Origin of the sequence: Acidocella sp. (genome assembly GCF_013044125.1) — a bacterium.
Taxonomy (GTDB): Bacteria; Pseudomonadota; Alphaproteobacteria; order Acetobacterales; family Acetobacteraceae; genus Acidocella.
Window position 1 is genome coordinate 1 of sequence record NZ_JABEVC010000133.1, and the last position, 16,733, is coordinate 16,733.

The following is a 16,733-nucleotide window of genomic DNA, read 5'->3' on the forward strand; positions in this document are numbered from 1 at the left end:
AACCATACACCGAGTCTAGAATATTCGCTTACCGCGCCGGAATCCCCCCAGAGCAGAATTCCCCTCCACGATTCAATTATTTATCAACAGACCCTTAGTGGCGGCAAACCGGCAGAATCACAACAAACTGAAATCGCTCAGCTATCTTTTTCGTTCAGGCTCTTAAGCATTTATGGCGGGGAGGTTGAGCAGATCCCTGGTTTGCCGCGGTGCGGCGGCTTAGCTTGAGGCGGCGGGCCCTTCCGCTTTTGCCTAAAACTTGCCACATTCTCCCCATTATGCGCATGCACGCCTCTTGCGCCGCCCGGCCCGGCCCGGACGGCTACGACGCCATTCTGCTCCTCGGTCCTCCGGGGGCGGGAAAATCTGATTTTTTGCTGCGGCTGATCCACGAGGGTTTCAGCCTTGTGGCCGATGATCAGGTGGTGATTTGGAACGGGATCGCCAGCGCGCCGGCGGCACTGGCCGGGTTGCTGGAGGTGCGCGGGCTTGGCATTTTCCGCCTGCCGCATCTGGCCAGCGCGCCGCTGCGCTTGGTTGTCAGCCTTGGGGTGCCCGCCGCGCGCCTGCCGGAACCGCAAACCCATGCGCAACTGGGCTTGCCATGCGTTACCATAGACCCGGCGCAGACTTCCGCCGTTGCCCGCGCCGTCCTGGCGCTGGAGGCCGCCTGTGGCCGCCTCACACAGGTTGCGGGGAGCTTCGCGCCATGAGCGGCGCCGGCCAGAAGCTCAGCATTGTTCTTGTCACCGGCTTCTCCGGGGCGGGCAAGAACGCTATTTTGCGCGCGCTGGAAGACCTGGGGTTCGAGACCATCGACAACCCCCCCCTCGCCACGCTGGAAGATCTGGCCAGCCGGGCCGAGAAAAACCTCGCCATCGGGGTTGATGCTCGCTCGCGCGGGTTTTCCTCGGAGGCGGTGCTGGAAACCCTTGCCCGGCTGCGCGTGCATCCGGCGCTTGCCCCCTCCCTGGTGTTTGCCACCGCAACCCAGGACGTGCTGCTGCGCCGCTACTCCGAGACCCGCCGCCGCCACCCGCTCGCGCAATCAGGGCCGGTGGCGGAGGGAATCGCGCTGGAACGCGCGCTTACGGCGCCGCTTGCGCAGGCGGCCGACTTACGGATTGACACCTCGAACCTCCCGCTGGCGCGCCTGCGGGCCATCGTTGAGCAGAATTTCGGCGCCGGCGCCCCGCCGATGGCGATTTCCCTGGTCTCCTTTGCCTATCCCGGCGGCCTCCCGCCTGAGGCGGACCTGGTTTTCGATGTTCGATTTTTGCGCAATCCGCATTACGACCCCACCCTGCGCCCGCTGAGTGGCCTTGATCCTGAAGTTGGCAGTTTCATCGAGCAGGACCCTGATTTTGCTGTTTATTTTAGCCACATCAAGGGCATGGTTGAATTTTTATTGCCGAGATTCGTGCAGGAAGGAAAAAAATATGCAACAATCTGTATCGGATGTACCGGGGGGCAACACAGATCAGTGTATATGATTGAAAAATTGAAGAGCTGTTTAGGCAGAGCGGGGTGGCGCGTGAGCGTTACCCACCGCGAAGCCGCGAAGTTTGAAGCCGCTCGGGCCAACCAGAAATTACACGCCAAGGAATGAGTCTCTCAACATGATCGGTCTGGTTCTTGTTACCCATGGCGCGCTGGCCGTTGCCCTGCGCGATGCCATGGAACACGTTGTCGGCAAACAGAAGAACGTTGCCACCGTGTGTGTGGAATCGGATGCCGAATTCGAGAGCCAGCGCGCGGAAATCGCCCGCCGGCTGGAGGAGGTCAATTCCGGCGATGGCGTCATCCTGCTGACCGACATGTTCGGTGGCACCCCCAGCAATCTGGCGATGTCCATGTTGAGCCAGCCGGGGGTTGAGATCATCGGCGGGGTGAACCTGCCCATGCTGGTGAAGCTGGCGAAAATCCGCGGCACGCAGGCACTGGCCGAGGCCGTGCGCTGCGCCGAGGACGCCGGGCGCAAATACATCTGTTCGGGCCATGAAATTCAGAGCCCCACCACCACCCCGCGCGCCGCGGAGTAAGGCATGAGCGAGAACAGTGCGGCGATTACAATGGATGCCGGCATCATTAACCGGCGCGGTCTGCACGCGCGCGCGGCGGCCAAGCTGGTCACCTTGGCGGAGCGCTTCAGCGCCTCGGTCGATGTCGCGAAGGATGGCCAGCGTGTTTCCGCCCGCTCGATCATGGGGCTGATGATGCTGGGCGCCGGGCAGGGGAGCAGGGTGCAGCTCATTGCCGAGGGGTTTGACGCGCGGGAGGCGCTGGACGCCATCGCCGCGCTCATCGAGGCCGGCTTTAATGAAACAGACTAGCCGGACCGAACAGCGTTTCACCGGCCACCCGGTCTCGCCTGGCATCGGCATCGGCCCGGTGCATGAGACCGCCGAGCCGGCGCTGGCCATCGCCCATAAAAAAATCGCGGCGGCGGATGCGGCGGCGGAGATGTCGCGGCTGGAAGAAGCGCTGGCCCGCTCGCGCCACCAGTTGGGTAAGCTGAAGGCGCGTCTGGCCGGGTTGCCCGAGCATAGCCAGACCGAGATCGCGCCGCTGATCGATGCCTATTTGCACATGCTCGGCCCCTCGCGGTTGATGCGCGGCATCAAGGCGCGGGTCGAGGATGGGTTGACCGCGGCGGAGGCGGCTGTTCACGCGGAGAGCGAGGCGCAGGCCGAGGCCATTCTGGCGCTGACCGGCTCTGACCGCCAGGGCCGCGTCCGCCGCGCCGAGGAAGTGCGCGAAATTGGCCGCCGCATTCTGCGCAACCTCACGCGCCAGCCCTTCCGCAGCTTTGCCGGCCTGCCGCAAGGCTGCATCCTGGCCGCCAGCGACCTGCGCCCGGCCGACGCGGCGCTCATCCAGCCCGCGAATTTCGCAGGCATTATCACCGAGGAGGGCGGCGCCGACGGCCATACCGCCGTCATGCTGCGCGCGCTGGGCCTGCCCGCCGTGCTGGGCGCCGCCGGTGTGCTTTCCGCCGCCGCGCCGGGCAGCCTCGCGATCATCGATGGTGAGACAGGCACCATTATCATCAATCCGAGCCCCTCCAGCCTGGAGGCCGCGCAGCAGAAGCTGGCTGCACTGACGCGCACCCGCCGCGCGCTCATCCGCCTGCAGCGCCTGCCCGCCGCCACACGCGACGGCACAGCCGTAAACCTGCAGGCCAACCTGGAACTGCCGTTCGAACTGCCGATGATCGCGCAATCGGGCGCGCACGGCATCGGTCTGCTGCGCAGCGAGTTCATCTTCATGAACCGCGAAATCCTTCCGGATGAGGATACCCAGAGCGAAATCTACAGGAATATCGTGGATGCGATGGATGGCGATCCGGTGACCATCCGCGTGCTCGACTGGGGCTCTGATAAGGAAATCGAGGCGCTCAGCGCCTATCTGCCGTTGCATGACGAGCCGAATCCGGCGCTGGGCCTGCGCGGCATCCGCCTGCTGCTGCGCCACCCCTCGCTGCTGGAAACCCAACTTGCCGCCATTCTGCGGGCCGGCGCCGCGGGGCCGGTGCGTATCATGCTGCCCATGGTCTCGCTGGCCGCCGAAATTCTTGCCACCCGCGAGATTTATGACCGCGTGTGGAAACGGCTGAAGCGCAAGGGCGTGCGCATGGCCGCGCAAAAGCCGCCGCTTGGCATCATGGTGGAAACCCCTGCCGCCGCCCTGGCCGCCCGCCAGCTTGCCCGGCATGCGGATTTCTTCGCCATCGGCACCAATGATCTCACCATGTACACGCTGGCGGCGGATCGCGGCCTGCCGGTGGGCAGTAAGCTTTATGATCCGCTGGAGCCGGCTGTTCTCGGCCTGATCGGCATGACAACGCGCGCGGCGGCGGAGGCAGGCATCACCGTTTCCCTCTGTGGGGAACTTGCCAGCCGTGAGCAGGCCGCGCCGTTGCTGCTCGGTCTGGGCATCCGCCAGCTCTCCATGCACGGCAATGCCATTCCCCGGGTCAAACGCGCCATCCGCGCCGTGAGCCAAGCGCAATGCGACGAAATGGCCGCCGCCGCGCTCATGGCGCCCGATGCCGATGCCGTGCGCGAGATTATCCGCGACGCCTGAGGCCGGGGCAGGCCTACGTGCCGGTTGCCATCAGGAGCACGACCAGCGCGATGGCGACGCCTTGCAGGATCACCCGCAGCCGCATCAGCCGGTTGGAGGTGCGCGGGTCGCGGTTGGCATCCACCATGCCGATCGCGCCGATCAGCATGACCACGACAACCGCCAGCATATCGGCGGCCAGCAGGACGATAATAAGATCTCTCATAACTCCCGTATAAACCCGCTCCGGGTGTTCTGCATACCACCGGTTTGCGGCATATCCGGTTGACTCGGCCGCCATTACCCGTTCTGGCTCATCACATGCGCATTGCTCCTCTTTTCACCCTGTTCCTTGTTCTGGCTTTCGCCGCCCCGGCCCCCAGCCTGGCCGCGACTCAGCCGCAGGCTGCCCCGGCGGCTGCCCCGGTGGCGGCTCCGGCCAAACCTGCCAGTGCCATCATTCCCGGCTCGCCTCTGGCAGCGTTAACCGCCGCCGCATCCAGCCCGGCCGACCTTGACGCCAATACCCCCGCTCCGTTTGGGACCACCTCGTTCGGCTTCTCCCTTGCCAGCACCCTGGGGAGCGACGCGGCGAGAACTTTTGGCGACTTCCTCGCCGCGCTCCGCAAATCCACGCAACTCAAGCCGGTGTGGGACTGGTTGCGCGGCTTTCCGCAAGCCCCGGTGCGGCGCGCGCATCTTGTCAGCATCATGGAGGGGCTGGCCGTCACGATTTTGCCCGCACTCGCCGTGGAGGCCGCCCTGCGGTTTTTTCTGGCGCGCTTGCGTAGCGGATTGATCAGCCGATCCGTGCCGGCACCCGCCGCGATTCCCGCCGAGGGTGAGGAGGAGCAGGGGCTGGCAGATGCGGAGGCGGGGGGGAGCGAGAAACTCCCCGGCCGGCGTGTCTCGCTTCGGGCCTGGGGGCGGCGCGGGCTGTTCGCGCTGCTGTATTTCGGCGTCCGGCTGCTGCCGTTGCTCGGCTTTGCGCTCACCGTGGCGGCACTACTGGCATACGGCCTAGCGGGCGAACGCCCGGCGCATCTGGCGGTCGCCGGTATTGCCAATGCCTATCTGCTCGCGCGCTTCGCGGGCGAGGTTCTGGCCGTTATCGTCGCGCCAGGCGCGCCCAGCCTGCGCCTCGTCACCATGCCAGGGCGGCGCGCGGCTTTGCTGATGCGCCAGGCGATGGTGCTGCTCACCACCGTTTTCATCGGCTACGCCATCGTCTCGATCGCCCAGCTGCTGGGGCTCGGCCAGACCGGCGCCATGGCGCTCATTCGCATCATTGCGCTGGCTGTCCATATCGAAATCGCCATCGCCATCTGGCACAGCCGCCAGCTGGTGGGGCGGTGGATCGCCGGGCCGCCGGAAGCGGCCAATGGTTTTGCCGTCTTTCGCCGCAGGCTGGGGCGCGTCTGGCATTATCCGGCGCTGTTCTACGTTTTGGCCTTGTGGTTTGCCTGGGCCGGTGGCGTGCAAAATGCCCTGGGCGTGCTGCTGCGCGCCGTTCTGGTCTGCGTCGCGGCGCTGGTGCTCGGGCGGATCGCCTGGACCGGCAGCTCGACCCTGCTGGAGCGGGCCTTTCCCGACGCGCCCGATAGTGCCCATCCGGCCTTGCTCGCGCGGGCGCGTGCCTACAACCCGCTCATCCGCGTGCTCATCCGGCTTGGCATCGGCGTTGTGGTCATTGTGCTCGTGCTGCAGGGTTGGGGCGTCAACGCGGTGGGATGGCTGTTTACCAACCCGATCAGCGTGAGCCTGATCAATGCCGGGGTTTCCATCGTCATCACTATCGCCGTCGCCTTGGTCTTGTGGGAATGCGCCAATCTGCTGCTTGCCGGGCGTATTGAGCGGTTCGCCGCCACCGGGCGCATGGGCCAGGCTTCGCGCCTGCGCACCCTGACGCCGATGCTCCGGGCCACCATCGGCGTCAGCATCTCGCTGGTCGCCGGGCTCATCTGCCTCTCTAAAATCGGCGTTAACGCCGCGCCGCTGCTGGCCGGGGCCGGGGTGCTCGGCATTGCCATCGGCTTTGGCAGCCAGAAGCTGGTGCAGGACGTTATCACCGGGCTGTTTTTGCTGCTGGAAGACGCGATGCAGGTAGGGGATGTCGTGTCGCTCGCGGGGATGACCGGCACGGTCGAGCGGCTGTCCATCCGCACCATCCGTCTGCGCGGCGGCGATGGCTCGAACAACATCATCCCGTTCTCCGCCGTCACCACCATTACCAACATGACGCGCGATTTCGGCTACGCGCAGATTTCCATCGATGTCGGCTATCAGGAAAATCTGAACCGGGTTTTTGCCCTCCTGAAGGATATCGCCCGGACCATGCGCGCGGAACCTGCCTGGGCGGCGATGATCCGTGATGATTTTCAGCTCTTCGGCCTGGACCAGTTCAGCGCCCGGGGGCTGGTCATCACCGGGCAGATCCGCACCGGCCCCGGCCAGCACTGGGCGGTGCGGCGGGAGTTTTATGCCAGAATCTATCAGCGCTTCGCCGAGGAGGGGATCTCAATTCCCACCGGCCAGCAGAGTTTCACCATAGACCCGGCAGTATTGCAGAGCCTGGTTACAGCCTCGCTTCCGCCGCCCACCAACCCGCGCTAGCGGCCCGCATCCACCAGCACCCGGCGGCCCGCGGCCCGGCGCCGCGCCGGGATAAGGCCGTGCAGATCCTTGCTCGCCGCCACTATATTTAAGCCGGCGAGTTGAGGGGGCAGCAAACGCCCCGTGCGCTCACACAAATTAAACGCCCGCAGCGCGGGGCCCCAGTTCAGCGGCGGGGCGAACAGGCAGGTTTCCTCGGTTTCGACACGGAAGAACAGCCCTTGCAGCAGCCGGGTGATCTGCGCCTGGGAATACGGCTGGCCATGGCCGAATGGCGTGGTCTCCGCATAGGCCCAAAGCCCGCGCCGGTTGGGCGCCACGATAATCAGCTGCCCGTCATCCTTCAGCAGCCGCCATACCTCGCGCAGGCAGCGCCGCGCGTTGCCGGCCTGCTCCAGCCCATGCACCAGAAGGATCCGGTCAAACATAAGGTCGGGGAAGGGCAGGGCATCCTCCTCCGCGCTGCATGTGAGGCTGGCTCGCCCGCCGGGCCACGGGGCCAGCCCCAGTTGCGGCGGTGACACGGCGATGCAGCGCCGCGCCTGTTCGCGCCACAAATGAAGGTAAGGCCCGGTGTAGCCCAGCCCGAGCACGGACATCCCGGTGCAGTCCGGCCACAGCGCAAGCAATTTCCGCCGCAGCAGGGCGGCTGTCATCTGTCCTAGCGCGGTGGCATAAAATCCGGCCGCATCTCGCGTATCGGTCGCCATTGGCCCTATATATACGCGCAAACGCCAAGGAGTGACACAGGTGACAGTAACGGCAACGCGCATCCCCATGCTGACAGATAATTATTCCTGGCTTCTGCGGGAGTCGGATACCGGCAAGGTGGCGATTGTCGACCCGGCGGCGGCCGAGCCGGCCCTTGCCGCGGTGGAGGCGGCAGGCGGGCGGCTGGATTATATTTTCCTCACGCATCATCACGGCGACCATATTGACGGCGTGCCGGCGCTGGTGGCGCGCTATCATCCGGTGGTGGTGGGTCACGCGGCGGATTCGCACCGGCTGCCCAAGCTCGATATCGCGGTGCGCGAGGGTGATCTTGTCGATTTCGGCACCACGAAATTGCGCGTTATCGCCGTTCCCGGCCACACGCTTGGCCATATCGCTTATTACATCGCCGATGGCGGCATCCTGCTCTCGGGCGACACGTTGTTCAGCCTGGGCTGCGGCCGGTTGTTCGAGGGCACGGCGGAGGACATGTTCACATCGCTGCAAAAATTCGCAGCGCTGCCGGGCAAGACACTGCTCTGCTGCGGCCATGAATACACCCAGTCCAACGCCAAATTCGCGCTGGCGGTAGACCCGGACAACGCAGCGCTGCACGCGCGCGCGGCGGCGGTGAACGCGCTGCGCGCGGCCGGGCAGGCCACCGTTCCGGTCACGCTGGCAAGCGAGCGCGAATGCAACCCGTTTTTGCGCTCAGCCGATGCCGCCAGTCTTGGCCGCCTGCGCGCCGCCAAGGATGTGTTCTAGACCATGAACCGGCAAGAGCGCCGCCGCCTTGCCAAGACCAACCCGCCCAACAGCGCCGCGCTGCTGGCGGAGGGGGTGCGTGCGCATCAAGCAGGCGATCTGGCGGCGGCGGAAGCCGTGTACCTGCAGGTGCTGCGCCAGGAGCCGGGGCATTTTGATGCCGCACGCCTGCACGGCGAGTTGATGCTGAACCGGGGGCAGACTCGCGAGGCGGTGACGCAGCTGACCCAGCTCACGGCGCGGCATCCGCGTAATTTTCTCGCGCATTACAGCCTGGGGAATGCTTTGCGCCTCGCGGGGCAGATTGATGCCGCGGTTGCCTGCTACCAGAACACCCTGGCCCTGAATCCCGGGTTTGCCGGGGCGCATTATGGCTTGGGGCTTGTGCTGCGCCGGGCCGAGCGCGAGCGCGAAGCCGCGGAGAATTTCCGCCAGGCGCTCACCACCGAACCCAACTGGGCCGAGGCGTGGAAAGATCTGGGGCTGACGCTGGCGATGCTGGGTGAACTGCCGCAAGCCGAAGCCGCGCTCAAACACGCCACCGCGCTGCGGCCGGGCCTGGGGGAAGCGCAGCGCCACCTTGCCGCCATCCGCCAGGATAACCCCACCGAGGCCGAAACTGCCGCCCTGCTGGCCTGCGCCGCCGACCCGCGGCTGCCGCCCGATGAAAAACTGGAGATTCTCTTCACCCTCGGCCGCAGGGAGGACAAAGCCGGGCAGTACGACGCCGCTTTTGGCCATTTCGCCGCCGCCAACGCTTTGCTGCGCGCCCGGCAGGCCCAGGCCGGCATCCGCTTTGCGCGCACCCGCTTTAGCCAGGATGTTGATAAATTATCTGCGACCTTCAACCCTGCGTTTTTCGCGGCGCAGGGCGAGATGGGCAGTCCTTCCGAAGCGCCGGTCTTCATCGTGGGCATGCCGCGCGCCGGGTCCACCCTGTTTGAGCAGATCGCCGCCAGTCATTCCCAGGTTTTCGGCGCGGGTGAGTGCTTTGGCATCGGCGCGGCTGCCGCGCGCATCGGCTGGGCGCCTTCTGCCGCCTGGACGCCCGATGCCCTGCGCGCCGAGGCCGAGACCTATCTGCGCGCGCAACAGGCCAAGGCCGGAACTGCCGCGCGGATCATCGACAAAATGCCCGACAACATCTTCCAGCTCGGCCTTATCTCGGCCCTGTTCCCCCAGGCGCGGATCATTTTCTGCGCCCGCGACCCGCGCGACACCATCCTCTCCTGCTTCTTCCAGCATTTCGCGCAGCCGCTGGCCTACGATACGGATCTGCAGGACTGCGCCTTCCGCCTGCGCGAGGTCGAGCGCCTTACGCGGCACTGGCAGAGCGTGCTGAAGCTGCGCCATATGACTCTCTCCTATGAAGCCCTGCTGGCGGCGCCGGAGGCCCAATCGCGGCGGCTCATCAGCTTCCTCGGCCTGGACTGGGAGCCGCAATGCCTGGAATTCCACCGGAATGCGCGCCAAGTCCGCACCGCCAGCTGGGCGCAGGTGCGCCAGCCGCTGTACCAGAGCGCCGCCGGCCGCTGGCGGCATTATGCGGCGCAGCTGAGCGGGCTGGAAATCTAGCGCTTCCCCCAGGTTTGCCTGGCTTGGCGGTTTTGCTTAAGTTCTTCTTGAACAACCGTCCAAAAAAGGAAAGCTATAATGCAAGACGTTTTTATCCTTTCGGGCCAGCGCACCGCCATTGGCGATTTCGGCAAAAGCCTGAAGGATATTCCGCCAACCAAGCTGGGTGAAATCGCGATCCGCGCCGCCATCGCTCAATCGGGGGCCGAGGCGGCTGAAATCCAGAACGTGGTGATGGGCACGGTCATCTACACCGAACCGCGCGACACCTACCTCTCGCGCGTCTCCTCGCTGGATGCGGGGGTCCTGGTTGGCACCCCGGCGATGAACGTCAACCGTCTTTGCGGCTCGGGCCTGCAGGCCATCATCTCCGCCGCGCAGGGCATCATGCTGGGGGACTCTTCGCTGGCCGTCGCGGGGGGAGCCGAGTCCATGAGCCGTGGCGGCTATCTGCTGCCCTCCGGCCGCTGGGGCGCGCGCCTTGGCGACGGCCAGATCATCGATATGGTGGTCGGCACCCTCAACGACCCCTTTGGCGGCGGGCATATGGGCATCACCGCTGAAACCGTCGCCAGCCGCTATGGTCTTACCCGTGAGGTGCAGGATGCATTCGCCGTGGAATCCCACCGGCGCGCCGCGCTCGCCATCGCCGAGGGACGCTTCAAATCCCAGATCACCCCGGTGGAACTCGCCTCGCGCAAAGGTGTCACCCTGTTCGAGACCGATGAGCACCCGCGCATTGAGACCAGCATGGAGAGCCTGGGCGGCCTGAAGCCCGCCTTCCAGAAGGGCGGCACCGTGACCCCCGGCAATGCCTCCTCGCTTAACGACGGCGCCGCCGCCGTGGTTCTGGCCTCCGGCGCCGAGGTTGCCCGCCGCAACGCCAAGCCGCTCGCCCGCCTGGTCTCATATGGCCATGCCGGGGTGGAACCGGGTGTCATGGGCCTCGGCCCCATCCCCGCGTCGCAGATCGCGCTGAAAAAAGCCGGGCTCACCATCGCCGATATCGACGTGATCGAGGCCAATGAAGCTTTCGCCGCCCAGGCCTGCGCCGTCGCCCGGGACCTCGGCTTCCCGCCGGAAAAAGTTAACCCCAACGGCGGCGCGGTCGCCCTGGGGCATCCGGTCGGCGCCTCGGGCGCCATCATTACCATCAAGGCTCTTTACGAGCTGCAACGCACCCAGAGCCGCTATGCGCTTGTCACCATGTGCATCGGCGGTGGCCAGGGCATCGCCGCGATTTTCGAGCGGGTGTAAAACAAAATCCCCGGTGATGCTTTGCCGCCGGGGGGGTCTCCTATCCGCGGGCTAGAAACCCGACCAGCCGTTCCGCCTCGTCGACGATCGGGTTGGCGATGGCGGCGGCGCGGCGCGCGCCTGCCTGCAATATCTGGTCGAGATGCGCGGGTTCGGCCAGAAGCTCCTGCGCGCGGGCATTGATCGGCGCCAGATGCGCGATGAGCGCCTCCACCAGTTTTTCCTTGAACGGGCCAAAGCCAGAGCCCGCGAACTCGGCCAATACGGCGGTGGTTTTCTGCCCGGTCATGGCGGCGTAGATGCCCACCAGGTTCGCCGCCTCTGCCCGCCCGGCCAGCCCTTCAATGGTTTCCGGCAAAGGCTCGGGGTCGGTTTTGGCGCGGCGGATTTTCAGGGCGATGGTATCGACATCGTCAGTCAGATTGATTCGGCTCTGGTCCGAGGTATCGGATTTGGACATTTTTTTGGCGCCGTCGCGCAGGCTCATCACCCGCGCGGTTTCGGGCAGGATCAGCGGTTCGATGCGCGGGAAAAATTCGGCACCGAAATCATGGTTGAATTTCTCGGCGATGTCGTTGGCCAGTTCCAGATGCTGGCGCTGGTCATCGCCCACCGGCACCTGCGTGGCGTGGTAGGCGTGGATATCGGCGGCCATCAGGTTTGGGTAGACGAACAGCCCGGTGGAAACCGCCTCGCGGTCCCGCCCGGCTTTGTCCTTGAACTGCGTCATGCGGCTGAGCCAGCCGAAGCGCGCGACACAGTTGAAAATCCAGGCCAGGCGCGCGTGCGCGTGCACGGCGGATTGGTGGAAGAGGATGTGCTTATCCGGGTCTATGCCGCAGGCGATCAATATCGCCGCGTTCAGCCGCGTCTGGTCGCGCAGCAGAACAGGATTCTGCGCCACCGTGATGGCGTGCAGATCCACGAGGCAGAACACGCATTCGTTGCTGTCCTGTAGTTTGACCCAGTTTTGCACGGCGCCGAGGTAGTTGCCGAGATGCGCGATGCCAGTGGGCTGAATGCCGGAGAATATGCGTGCCATGGCGGCTACGTCGCGCGGTTTTTTGCCCCGGTCAACCTTGTCCCGTTTTGCGCCGCCGGCGCCGCAGCAGCGCCGCCAGCTCTGAGAGATCAAACGCGCGCAGCAAAATCCCCGAACCGCCATAGGCAATGCCGCCCGCCAGTGTGAGCAGCAAAAATTGTGGAATGGTTGCCTTGCCGTGGGGGAGTACAAAAACCTCCATCGCCAAAAGCGCGCCGGCCATGACGGCCCCGGCCAGCATGAGGCGCGGCAACCGGCGCCGTGCGGCGGCATCCAGCGCGAAATGCCTGCGCCGGTGCAGCAGGAACAACAGCACGGCGGCGTTGAAGGCGGAGGACAGGCTGGTGGCCAGCGCCGGGCCCACGGCCTTGAGCGGGTGCATGAACAGCAGGTTCATGCACAGGTTGAGCGCGACTGCGGCCACGCCGATCTTCAGCGGCGTCACGGTATCCCCGCGCGCGAAAAAACCGGGGGTGAGCACCTTCACCAGCGCGAACACCGGCAGGCCGAGCGCGAAGGCCGCCAGTGAATTCCCGGCCAGCAGTGCGGTATGCTGCGAAAACGCGCCGCGTACGAAGAGCACATCCATCACCTGCCGCCCTGCAAGCGAAAGCCCGATGGCGGCGGGGAGGGTGAGCATCAGCACCCCTTCCAGCGCGCGGTTGAGTGCGTTCAGCGCCGCTCCCTCCTCGCGCAGGGCGATATGCCGGGTAATCGCGGGGAGCAGCGCCGTTCCGGCGGCGGTGCCGATCACCCCCAGCGGCAACTGGTTCACCCGGTCGGCGTAGTACAGTACAGAGACCGACCCCGCCGGCAGCAACGTGCCGATGATAATGTCGATGGAGACATTGAGCTGCGTCACCCCCGCTCCCACCAGCCCTGGCGTCATGCGGCGGAACAAGGTCCGGATGCGTGGTGTCAGCTTTGGACGCGGCACGGTGATGCGGATTCCCGCCCGGCGCGCCGCCCAGATGAGCAGAAATAGCTGCGCCACGCCCGAAGCGGTGACCCCCCAGGCCAGCGCATAACCTGGATTGGGCGCATAGCGGCTCAACCCCAGCATGGAAGCGATGGAAAACACGTTGAAGAGCACCGGTGCGGCCGCGGCGGCGGCAAAGCGGTTCATGGCGTTTAGCACGCCCGAGAACAGCGCCGTGAGGCAGATTAGGAACAGGTATGGGAACATGATCCGCGTCAGAGCCACCGCCAGCGTGAACTTGGCGTGGTTTCCGGCAAACCCCGGGGCGAGCGCATACAGAAGCCAGGGCGTGAAGATCTCGCCCGCGAGCGTGATGCCGCCCAGCCAGAAGATCATCACCGCGGTCGCCTCCTCGGCGAATCCGGCCGCGGCCGCCTTGCCCTCGCTGTGCAGGATGCCGGAGATGGAGGGCACGAACGCGGCGTTGAACGCCCCCTCGCCAAAGAGCCGCCGGAACAGATTGGGCAGCCGCAGCGCCACGAAGAACGCATCGGCCACCGGCCCGGTGCCAAGAATCGCAGCGATGAGAATATCCCGGGCGAAGCCCAGGACGCGGCTCGCCATCGTCCACATCCCGACTGTAAAGGCACCGCGCATCATGAGTTAAGGCCCTATCTGATTAATGCGGCAGGATAAACCCATAGGTGGGATACACCCTGCGGCCGAATGCGTGCGCCGGCTCGTACCACACCCGCACGCGCGTCCAATTATTGCGCGCGGAAACATCGACCACCGGCTGGCTGTGCTCGATGCGGTGCGCCAGCCAGTTGGCTTGTGTGACCAGGATTTTGCGCCGCCCGCGCACCGCTGTCACCACCGCCAGATGCCCCACATCCATGCGGCCATGCGGCGCGAACACCAGAACAGCGCCGCGCGCGGGCCTCTGGCTGCGCGGATACACGCCATCGGCCTCGCCCCACCACTCGTAGGCGTCGCCATCGAGCTGAATGCCCGAGACCTCGCGCGCATAAGGCACGCAGGTGAGCGGCGTGGGGGTGCCAAAATGGCTGGGAGAGGCCATGCGCGGCCCGGCGCAGGCCGCCAGCACCAGGCAAGCCAGGAGCAGCCCCAGTTGCCGGGGCGGCATCATGCCGGCGCGATCTGCGCGCCATGCCAGCGCTGCAGCGTGACAAAGCTGCGCGTATTCTGCCCGCTGGAATCAAACGCCACGCCGAACCCGTTGGCCAGGCCGCCGGCTGGAATATCCACCTTGCGCAGCACGTCGAGCAATTTGTCCGCGCTGCCGCCTTGCGCGTTTAGCGTATCGAACACCAGCTTCGCGCCAACATAGGCGGTCAGGCTGTCGGCGCTGCGCGGCGGGATGCCGTATTTTGCCTGATATGCCTGTGCGATCTGTGCCGCCGGCGCCGGGTAGTAGGGCGCGGTGATGACCAGCGTGCCATCGAACACGCTGCCCAGCGCATCCGCTGTTTCGCGCAGCGTGTAGCCGTTGCCGCAGCCGATTACGGTTTGCGGCCGCCAGCTTTGCGCCTGCATGGCGAGGTAGAAGCCGAGCACATCGGACGGGCCGCCCGCATGCAGCACCAGATCCACCCCCGCGCGCATGAACCGGCCAACCGGGTCGTACAGATCGGTCACGTCTTCAGGGTAGCCAATGGCCAGCAGCACTGGAATTTTCGCGGTGTTGAGCGCCGCGATCGCCGCCGCCGCGATCGCCCCGCCGGTGGCGCCGGTATTGAACAGCAGGCCGATTTTGCGGCCCTTGAACCGGCTCTGGATCGTGCTCACCGCCAGCGCGCCGATCATGCTGGTCGTAGGACCGGTGCGGAGCAGGAATTTGAACCCGCGCGCTGTAATGCCAACGGCCGGGGCGTTGAGTTCGATATAGGGCATCTGCGCCAGCTCGGCCGCCGCCGAGCCGGCGTAAGACAGTGCCGAGGCGCCGGTGCCGAGTACGACTCCGGCATGGCCGCTGGTGATCACCTGGTTCACCGCCGCCGCTGTATGGCTCTGATCCACGGCATCGGCCGCCACCAGCGCCACTTTGTGCCCCGCAATGCCGCCTGCGGCGTTTAGCGCGCTGGCGGCGAGATGGATGCCGCGCAGGCATTCATCGCCGATCAGCGAGAGATCCCCCGAGAGCGGCAGCACCACGCCGGCTGCCGCCGGGGCAGGGGGCTGGGCCTTCGGCGCGGCGGCTCTGGCGCGGCCTGCCATGAGGCTGGTAGAGAGGCTGGCGAGCAGAAATCGGCGGGTGGGATGTGACATCGCCGCTAAACTCGCATTTGGCACCAAACCCGGCAAGGTGATGCAGATGAACCAACTACCCGACAGCATGCGTTATATTGAAATCAACGCGCCCGGTGGACCGGAGGTCATGCGCGTTGGCCGCTGCGCGCTGCCCGTGCCCGGGCCGGATGAGGTGTTGATCCGCGTCGCCGCCGCGGGGGTTAACCGGCCGGATGTGCAGCAGCGCAAGGGGTTGTACCCGCCGCCGCCCGGCGCCAGCCCGATTCTGGGGCTGGAGGCTGCGGGCGAGGTTGTGGCGCTTGGCGCCATGGCCAGCGGCTTCTATCCTGGCCACAAGGTAACGGCTTTGTGTAACGGCGGTGGTTATGCCGAATACGTCGCGGTGCCCGCTGGGCAATGCCTGCCCTGGCCATACGGCTTCAACGCGCTGCAGGCCGCCGCCCTGCCGGAGAATTATTTCACGGTCTGGGCCAATTTGTTTGACATGGGGCATCTGAGTGCTGGCGAGACGTTGCTGGTGCATGGCGGCACCTCGGGCATCGGCCTCACCGCTATCCAGCTTGCCCTGGCGAGCGGCGCGAAGGTTTTCGCCACCGCCGGCTCGGCGGAAAAATGCGCCGCCATTGAGGCGTTCGGCGCCACCGCGATTAACTATCGCACCCAGGATTTTGTGGAGGTCATCGCCACCCTGACCGATAATCGCGGCGTCGATGTGGTGCTCGATATCGTGGGCGCCCCTTATACCCAGCGTAATTTCAAATGCCTGGCGCTGCGCGGGCGGCTTTTGCAGGTTGCCTTCATGCAGGGCAGCAAGGCGGAGGGGCTGGACCTGCTGCCGGTCATGACCAAGCGGCTCACCTATACCGGCTCAACCATGCGCCCGCGCACCGCGGAGGAAAAAGCGGCCATCGCCGCCACGCTGAAGCGCAAGGTCTGGCCGTGGCTGGAGGCGGGCAAGGTTGCCCCCGTCATCGACAAGGTGTTCGCCCTGGAAGACGCCCCCGCCGCCCATGCGCTGATGGAAAGCAGCGCGCATATCGGCAAGATCATGCTTGACCTTGCCGGTTAAAACGCTGACCGGCCCAGCCGGCGAGGTGCTGCACCAGCTTGACCAGCCGGCATCCTCGCTCCCGGCGGTGAGCAAGCGTGACCTGGAGCAGGCGCTGGAAGCCGCGCATGACGGGTTGAAAACAGCCCCGGCGCGCGGGTTCCGTTTTACAGCACCGCCCGCCCCGCCGGTGGAACTGATGCTGGCTGACCCGGACGCGGCGGCCTGGGCGGTGGCGGTTGAGCATACCGCCGGGCTGGACACGCCGCACGGCGTTTCCGTTTGCTTGCGGCTGCTTGGCCTGGTGGCGTTGCTGGCTGATGCCGCGTGGACGCGCCCTTGGCTGGTTCTGGGCGGAGAGGGCGTTGACATCCATCCGCAGTTGCTGCGCGCCGCCGCCCTGGTGCCGCTCAATGAGGCGGGAGGTTTTGACGAAACGGCCCTGCGCGCTCTATTGCCCCCCACAC

The 16,733-nt window shown here is 65.8% G+C and carries 18 protein-coding genes; 12 read left to right on the plus strand and 6 right to left on the minus strand.

Annotated elements, in window-relative coordinates:
* The 6 genes from HKL97_RS08460 to ptsP all read left to right on the plus strand — a co-directional run.
* On the plus strand, positions 1-228 hold a 228-nt coding region (locus HKL97_RS08460; protein ID WP_291424333.1), incomplete at its 5' end, for a hypothetical protein.
* 56 nt (positions 229-284) lie between these two features.
* On the plus strand, positions 285-713 hold the full coding sequence (locus HKL97_RS08465; RefSeq protein ID WP_363238623.1) for an aldolase: 429 nt from the start codon (positions 285-287) through the stop codon (positions 711-713).
* Positions 710-1,609, plus strand: a complete 900-nt coding sequence (gene rapZ / locus HKL97_RS08470) for an RNase adapter RapZ (protein WP_291424337.1) — start codon at positions 710-712, stop codon at positions 1,607-1,609. The genes HKL97_RS08465 and rapZ overlap by 4 nt, the downstream gene beginning before the upstream one ends.
* A 10-nt stretch (positions 1,610-1,619) precedes the next feature.
* The gene (locus HKL97_RS08475) at positions 1,620-2,042 is read left to right on the plus strand and encodes a PTS sugar transporter subunit IIA (protein ID WP_291424339.1); all 423 of its coding nucleotides are present in this window, start codon (positions 1,620-1,622) and stop codon (positions 2,040-2,042) included.
* Between the two features lie 3 nt (positions 2,043-2,045).
* On the plus strand, positions 2,046-2,333 hold the full coding sequence (locus HKL97_RS08480; RefSeq protein ID WP_291424341.1) for an HPr family phosphocarrier protein: 288 nt from the start codon (positions 2,046-2,048) through the stop codon (positions 2,331-2,333).
* Positions 2,320-4,086: a phosphoenolpyruvate--protein phosphotransferase gene (gene ptsP / locus HKL97_RS08485; protein WP_291424343.1), complete on the plus strand. Its 1,767-nt coding sequence runs from the start codon at positions 2,320-2,322 to the stop codon at positions 4,084-4,086. The genes HKL97_RS08480 and ptsP overlap by 14 nt, the downstream gene beginning before the upstream one ends.
* 13 nt (positions 4,087-4,099) lie before the next feature.
* Here the strand turns inward: ptsP and HKL97_RS08490 are convergent, their stop codons facing one another.
* Positions 4,100-4,291 (minus strand): HIG1 domain-containing protein, encoded by a 192-nt coding sequence (locus tag HKL97_RS08490; RefSeq protein ID WP_291424345.1) that lies wholly within the window; start codon positions 4,289-4,291, stop codon positions 4,100-4,102.
* Between the two features lie 95 nt (positions 4,292-4,386).
* Here HKL97_RS08490 and HKL97_RS08495 point away from each other — a divergent pair, with 95 nt between their 5' ends.
* Entirely contained in the window at positions 4,387-6,678 is a 2,292-nt protein-coding gene (locus HKL97_RS08495) for a mechanosensitive ion channel domain-containing protein (RefSeq protein WP_291424347.1), read from the plus strand.
* On the opposite strand, the gene HKL97_RS08500 is transcribed toward HKL97_RS08495, so the two are convergent.
* Positions 6,675-7,388: a class I SAM-dependent methyltransferase gene (locus HKL97_RS08500; RefSeq protein ID WP_291424348.1), complete on the minus strand. Its 714-nt coding sequence runs from the start codon at positions 7,386-7,388 to the stop codon at positions 6,675-6,677. The genes HKL97_RS08495 and HKL97_RS08500 overlap by 4 nt on opposite strands.
* A 40-nt stretch (positions 7,389-7,428) precedes the next feature.
* Here HKL97_RS08500 and gloB point away from each other — a divergent pair, with 40 nt between their 5' ends.
* The 3 genes from gloB (at position 7,429) to bktB (ending at position 10,986) form a co-directional block, all read left to right on the plus strand.
* The gene (gloB, locus tag HKL97_RS08505; protein ID WP_291424350.1) at positions 7,429-8,154 is read left to right on the plus strand and encodes a hydroxyacylglutathione hydrolase; all 726 of its coding nucleotides are present in this window, start codon (positions 7,429-7,431) and stop codon (positions 8,152-8,154) included.
* Between the two features lie 3 nt (positions 8,155-8,157).
* Positions 8,158-9,729 carry a tetratricopeptide repeat-containing sulfotransferase family protein gene (locus HKL97_RS08510; protein ID WP_291424351.1) on the plus strand — a complete coding sequence of 524 codons (1,572 nt, stop codon included), beginning with the start codon at positions 8,158-8,160 and terminating at the stop codon, positions 9,727-9,729.
* A 78-nt stretch (positions 9,730-9,807) separates the two neighbouring features.
* Positions 9,808-10,986, plus strand: a complete 1,179-nt coding sequence (gene bktB / locus HKL97_RS08515) for a beta-ketothiolase BktB (RefSeq protein WP_291424353.1) — start codon at positions 9,808-9,810, stop codon at positions 10,984-10,986.
* A 40-nt stretch (positions 10,987-11,026) separates the two neighbouring features.
* Here the strand turns inward: bktB and trpS are convergent, their stop codons facing one another.
* The 4 genes from trpS to HKL97_RS08535 are packed head-to-tail and all read right to left on the minus strand — an operon-like array spanning position 11,027 to position 15,236.
* A complete protein-coding gene (trpS, locus tag HKL97_RS08520; protein WP_291424355.1) occupies positions 11,027-12,028 on the minus strand; it encodes a tryptophan--tRNA ligase in 1,002 nt (333 codons plus the stop codon).
* A 31-nt stretch (positions 12,029-12,059) separates the two neighbouring features.
* Positions 12,060-13,607 (minus strand): murein biosynthesis integral membrane protein MurJ, encoded by a 1,548-nt coding sequence (gene murJ / locus HKL97_RS08525; RefSeq protein ID WP_291424357.1) that lies wholly within the window; start codon positions 13,605-13,607, stop codon positions 12,060-12,062.
* A gap of 19 nt (positions 13,608-13,626) precedes the next feature.
* Positions 13,627-14,097, minus strand: a complete 471-nt coding sequence (locus tag HKL97_RS08530) for a CHAP domain-containing protein (RefSeq protein ID WP_291424359.1) — start codon at positions 14,095-14,097, stop codon at positions 13,627-13,629.
* A complete protein-coding gene (locus HKL97_RS08535; protein ID WP_291424361.1) occupies positions 14,094-15,236 on the minus strand; it encodes an ABC transporter substrate-binding protein in 1,143 nt (380 codons plus the stop codon). Before HKL97_RS08535 ends, HKL97_RS08530 begins: the two co-directional genes overlap by 4 nt.
* Positions 15,237-15,282: 46 nt before the next feature.
* On the opposite strand from HKL97_RS08535, the gene HKL97_RS08540 reads away from it, so the two are divergent.
* Positions 15,283-16,287, plus strand: a complete 1,005-nt coding sequence (locus HKL97_RS08540; protein ID WP_291424363.1) for an NAD(P)H-quinone oxidoreductase — start codon at positions 15,283-15,285, stop codon at positions 16,285-16,287.
* The coding region (locus tag HKL97_RS08545; protein ID WP_291424365.1) for a hypothetical protein at positions 16,271-16,733 on the plus strand (463 nt) is incomplete at its 3' end. The genes HKL97_RS08540 and HKL97_RS08545, both read left to right, overlap by 17 nt.